Origin of the sequence: Arthrobacter crystallopoietes BAB-32 (genome assembly GCF_000328305.2) — a bacterium.
In the GTDB taxonomy this organism is placed as follows: domain Bacteria; phylum Actinomycetota; class Actinomycetes; order Actinomycetales; family Micrococcaceae; genus Crystallibacter; species Crystallibacter crystallopoietes_A.
Genome location: NZ_ANPE02000183.1, coordinates 1 through 5061, shown reverse-complemented (window position 1 = coordinate 5061; position 5061 = coordinate 1). Strand labels below are relative to the sequence as shown.

At 66.3% G+C, this 5061-nt stretch carries 3 protein-coding genes and 1 pseudogene; 1 reads left to right on the top strand and 3 read right to left on the bottom strand.

The window, feature by feature from the left end; all coding sequences use genetic code 11:
- Positions 1-96: 96 nt before the first annotated feature.
- The 3 genes and pseudogenes from D477_RS23355 to D477_RS14855 all read right to left on the bottom strand — a co-directional run bounded on the left by D477_RS23355 (position 97) and on the right by D477_RS14855 (position 3163).
- Positions 97-228, bottom strand: coding sequence for a putative transporter small subunit (locus tag D477_RS23355; protein WP_005270943.1), 132 nt, complete (start codon positions 226-228; stop codon positions 97-99).
- Between the two features lie 10 nt (positions 229-238).
- Positions 239-1920 (bottom strand): annotated as a pseudogene (locus tag D477_RS14860) (sodium:solute symporter family protein).
- A 361-nt stretch (positions 1921-2281) separates the two neighbouring features.
- Entirely contained in the window at positions 2282-3163 is an 882-nt protein-coding gene (locus tag D477_RS14855; protein ID WP_005270939.1) for a PHP domain-containing protein, read from the bottom strand.
- A gap of 196 nt (positions 3164-3359) precedes the next feature.
- Between D477_RS14855 and D477_RS14850 the strand changes: the two genes are divergently transcribed.
- Entirely contained in the window at positions 3360-4817 is a 1458-nt protein-coding gene (locus tag D477_RS14850; protein ID WP_005270937.1) for an aminopeptidase P family protein, read from the top strand.
- Positions 4818-5061: the final 244 nt, after the last annotated feature.

The window sequence follows — 5061 nt, the reverse complement described above, 5'->3', positions numbered from 1 at the left end:
CCCTCGGCACGTCTGTGGCTGCCGTCGGCACGCCGACGACGATGAAGGCCGGCTGGACAGCGGTGGCTGTCCTGCCGGCCTTCATCATTGCAGGCGCTAAATGAGGGTCCGGCCCTCCTGGCGCGCCTCCCGCCAATCCTTGAAAAAGCCCTTGCAGATGCCGAACAAGGTGCCGGCGACGATCAGGGGCCACACCAGTACATACAGGGTGAGGACGAAGGTTTCCACGGTTCTCTCCTTACTTTGCCGCTGCGGCCGCTTCAACGGCCTCTTCGTCGGCACGGTTGTCAAAGTCGCCAATGCGCTGCTGGATGAGCCCGAAATCGAACGTCTTGCTGTTCCGGAAGCACATGAAGTAGCAGACGCCCGTGCTCACGGCGTAGGCGACCAGGGAGCCGGTCAGCACGGCGTAGTCGTGCAGGAAGCCGATGGCGAACGGCGCCGCCGCGAGGGCACCGACTGCGCCGATGATCTTGGCCGGCTTGAGGCCGAAGAACCCGAAGGACATTAGTCCGAGGACGACGCCGATACCGACCACGGCCACAATGTCCGTGACGATGCCCACGGCACCGTTCATGGGCAGCCACTCGAACCGGACCGGGATGAAGACGGCCAGCGCCACAAGGACCGAGACGGTGAACGCCTTGTTCGTCACCTTCTCCCAGTAGAAGCTGGCAATCACCGGGAACACGAGGGCGCCCCAGAGTGCGCCGACAAACACCAGCATGTCGAGGATGTTCATCTGCCCACTGGCGAAGTACAGTGCTGCGGCAGTGGCCACGATCATGGTGACGCGTCCGACCAGCAGCATGGTCTTGGGGTTGGCCTTCTTCTTGCCCGCGATGTTCTGGCCGTAGACATCGGCCATCATGATCGACGACAGCGCCGCCAAATCCGAATCCGCCGTGGAGGACAAGGCACCGATGATCATGATCAGGAAGACAGCGATCAGGATCGGATGCAGGTAGGTCGAAGCCATCTGCGGGATGATGTTGTTCATGTCGCCACCGGCCGGGGTCAGGCCGAGGTACAGGGCCATGACGCCGAGCATGCCGATGCCGATGATGGTTGCGCCGTAGCCGACGGTGGCAGTCACGAACGTCTTCTTGATCAGGTCCTCGCGGACGGCGAAGAGCCGCTGCGCAATGGTCTGGTTGCCGATGGCGTAGGCCAGCACGGCCGCGATGTACGGGGCGCCTTGGTTGAGGAAGGCATCGCTGGAGAAGAAGTTGGACTGCTGCGGCGTCAGGTTCTGCGCGCCCTGCTCGAACATGTCGGGACCGCCCGCGGCGAAGAAGACCGCAGGAATGATGACGACGACGGCACCGAGCATCGCCACGACCTGGGCGAAGTCGGTCAGCACGGAAGCGCGGAAACCGGACCACAGCGTATAGAGGAGCACGCCGGCTGCGATGACGATGATGCCCTGGCCGAAGCTGAAGGGCGACAGAAGTGCAATGAGGGCGCCGCCGGCAATGAAATTGGACGTCAGGCTGATGAGGCTGCCCACGATGTTGGAACCGGCCAGCATGAGCTGGCTGGATCGGCCGTGGCGGGCGTACATGACCTCGGCGAGCGTGTGGGCCTTCGGTGCGACTTTCCGGATCCGCCGGCCGAAGGGGTAGATGAAGAGGATCATCAGGCGCCCCAGAGGCCGTAGTGGATCGGGCCGGAGATGCCGTAGGTGTAGCCGGCTGTGGCCGAAGCGTACATGGAGGAGGCCCAGATCCAGGTGGCCGTCATGCTGGCCGCGGACACGCCGAAGCCGATCTTGTTGCCGGCGGTCATGTAACCGTCAGCGTTCTCCTTCTTCTTGCTGATGAGTGCGGACATCAGCAGCGTGCCGCCGTAAAACAGCACAAGCAGCAGGATCACGGTCCAGCCGCTGAGTTGGTAGAAATCTGCGCCCGGTGGCGTCATTCTCTTCCTCTCGTCTTGGAGAGTCCGCCGGACACCCTCCAGATTCAGCCGCGCGCCGGCCAGCAAGGCACTTTTGCCCATGTAAAGCCCTGGTGCACCCGCTCCCGCAGGTGAAGGGCAGACAGAATCCGGCGATGGATTCAAGGCGCGCGATCCCGCCCGGCACGGAGTCCGGACCCAACTACACAAGCCGCAGGTCGGCGGCATCAAAAGGCGGCAGGAGCATCTTCCTGCCGCGTCACACAGGCAGCGGCTGGTCTGCGGCCGGCTGCGGGATCAGGATGCTATTCGGCCCGAGGGTCCCGGCGCTCACGGCGCTGAGATTGCCTAGGGCAAGCATCGGTCAGCAACAAGTTTAGCATCAGTGGCCCGCGGCACCGGAGCCGGGGACACTGCCGGGCAGGTACGCAGGGGTCCCCGTGCCGATTTCGAGGATGCGGTCAAGGACGGCGGGGGCGGTCACATTCTCGCCCAAAAGGTTGGGCTTGCCGGTGCCGTGGTAGTCGCTGGACCCGGTCATGAGCAGCCCGTGGTCCGCCGCGAACTGCCGCAGCCAGGCTTTGCCCTGTTCCGGATTGTCACGGTGGTCCACCTCCACGCCGTCAAGGCCCGCGTCGATCATGTGCTGGAAGACTTCCTCGCCAACCACCCGGCCGCGGCTGGAAGCCACCGGATGGGCAAACACTGCGACGCCGCCGGCCTGCTTGACCAGTTCAACGGCCCGGGCCGGATCAGGTGCGTAGTGGGTGACGTAGTAGCGCGAATGCGAGGTCAGGATGCTGGTAAATGCCTCCGTCCGGTCTGCCACCACGCCCGCAGCCACCAAGGCGTCTGCGATGTGGGGCCGGCCGACGGTGGCCTCGTGCGCCGTCTGCGCCGTGACATCAGCCCAGGTAATCGGGAAGTCTTCGGCCAGCAGCTCGACCATCCGCTCCGCCCGGGTCAGGCGGGCATCGCGGGCCTTTCCGATTTCCTCCAACAGCCCGGCGTGCGCCGGGTCGTGCAAGTAGGAGAGGACATGCACGCTGATGCCTTGGGCGCTCCGGCAGGAAATTTCCATGCCCGGGACCAGGCCAATGCCGAGCTCGCGGGCGGCCGCAAGGGCCGGAGCCCAGCCCGCGGTGGAGTCGTGATCCGTCAGTGCCACCACATCCAGCCCGGCGTCCGCGGCAGCGCGTACGACGTCGGCGGGCGGCTCCGTGCCGTCCGATACCGTGGAATGCGCATGCAGGTCAATCTTCACGCCACCAATCTACCGTGCCGGTCCGGGCCGCCACGGGTCTGGCTGGCTGTTTGGCAGGGGTTGGTGCCGGTGAGACGATGGACGGGTGAGTACAGACGCCAATGACTTAGAGCAGCCAGCTTCGGAGGGCCAGCCCCTTGGGGAACGGGGCAACAACCGGTCCCAGCGGCCCGAATCCCGGGCCTTCAAGGATTTCATGGCCAGCCAGTGGGCTCCGGACACGTCCGCGCCCCCTGCCGTTGGTGAGGTAGCCCCCTACGCCGCGCTCCGCCGTCGTGCTATTTCCCTGAAGTTCCCGGGCGAACGGCTGGTCATACCGGCAGGGCCGCTGAAGGTCCGCTCGAACGACACGGACTACCGGTTCCGCCCGCATTCGGGCTTCGCCCACCTCACCGGCCTCGGCCTGGACCATGAACCGGACGCCGTGCTGGTCATGGAACCGACGGCTGAGGGAGCAGGTGACGACGGCGGCAACCACCAGGCCACGTTGTACTTCCGCCCGCTGGCCGGCCGGGACACGCCGGACTTCTACGCGAATGCCCGCTACGGGGAATTCTGGATCGGCCCCCGCCCGACGCTGGAGCAGCTGCAGAAGCAGCTGCAACTTGCAACCGCGCACCTGGACGAGCTCGAAGTGGCCGTCACCAAGGATGCCGGCGTCGTCAGCATCGGCGGTATGCGCATCCGGCTGCTGCGCGAAGTGGACCTGGACGTCGACGCGCTCGTGGACACGTCGCGGATCAACACCGGCGTGGACCTGGAGGAATCCGACAACCTGGACGCCCTGCTCGCCGAGGCGCTCTCCGAACTGCGCCTGGTCAAGGACGAGTGGGAAGTCGGCGAACTGAAGAAGTCCGTCGCCGCCACCGTGGACGGGTTCCACGAAGTGGTCAAGGTGCTCCCCCGGGCCATGACCCATGCCCGCGGCGAGCGCGTGGTGGAAGGCGCCTTCTTTGCCAAAGCCCGCGAAGAAGGCAACGACCTCGGCTACGACACGATCGCCGCGGCCGGCAACAACGCAACCATCCTGCACTGGATCCGCAACAACGGACAGGTCAGGTCCGGCGACCTGCTGCTGCTGGATGCGGGAGTCGAAGCCGACTCGCTCTATACGGCCGATGTGACCCGAACGCTTCCGGTCAACGGCAAGTTCACCGAAATCCAGCGCCGGATCTACCAGGCGGTGCTGGACGCTGCCGACGCCGGTTTCGCCGCCGCGCAGCCGGGGGCGAAGTTCCGCGACATCCACGCGGCGGCCGTGAAGGTCCTGGCCGAGCGGCTCGACGAGTGGGGCCTGCTCCCGGTTCCGCTGGAGGAAGCCCTCGCCGAGGACGGCCAGCACCACCGCCGCTGGATGCCGCACGGCACGAGCCACCATTTGGGCCTGGATGTCCATGACTGCGCCCAGGCCAAGCGCGAGCTCTACCTGGACGGCGTGCTGGCCGAGGGCATGGTCTTCACCATCGAACCCGGGCTGTACTTCAAGCAGGAAGACCTCGCCGTGCCCGAGGAATACCGCGGCATCGGCGTCCGGATCGAGGATGACGTGCTGATGACCGCCGACGGGCCGGTCAACCTCAGCGCCGCGCTGCCGCGCGATCCGGCCGAAGTCGAATCGTGGATGGCCGGCATCTACAGTCCCACCGGGGAGTAGCAGCGGAAGCGAAAGAGCCGGGGGAACCGCCTTCACTGGTCGGTTCCCCCGGCTCTTTCCTGCGCTTGGGGTCAGCGGCGTTCGTCGCCCTCCGCGCGTCCTGGCTCCTGCCCGGGCGCGGACTCCCCTGCCTGGCCGCCGGCCTGCTCCGGCTGGTTACCGGTCTGGCCCTCCTGCTCGGGCGTCACCCGCACGCCGTACTGCGGCCGGCCGTCCGGCAGGTCAGGGTAGCGGCCGCGGACGG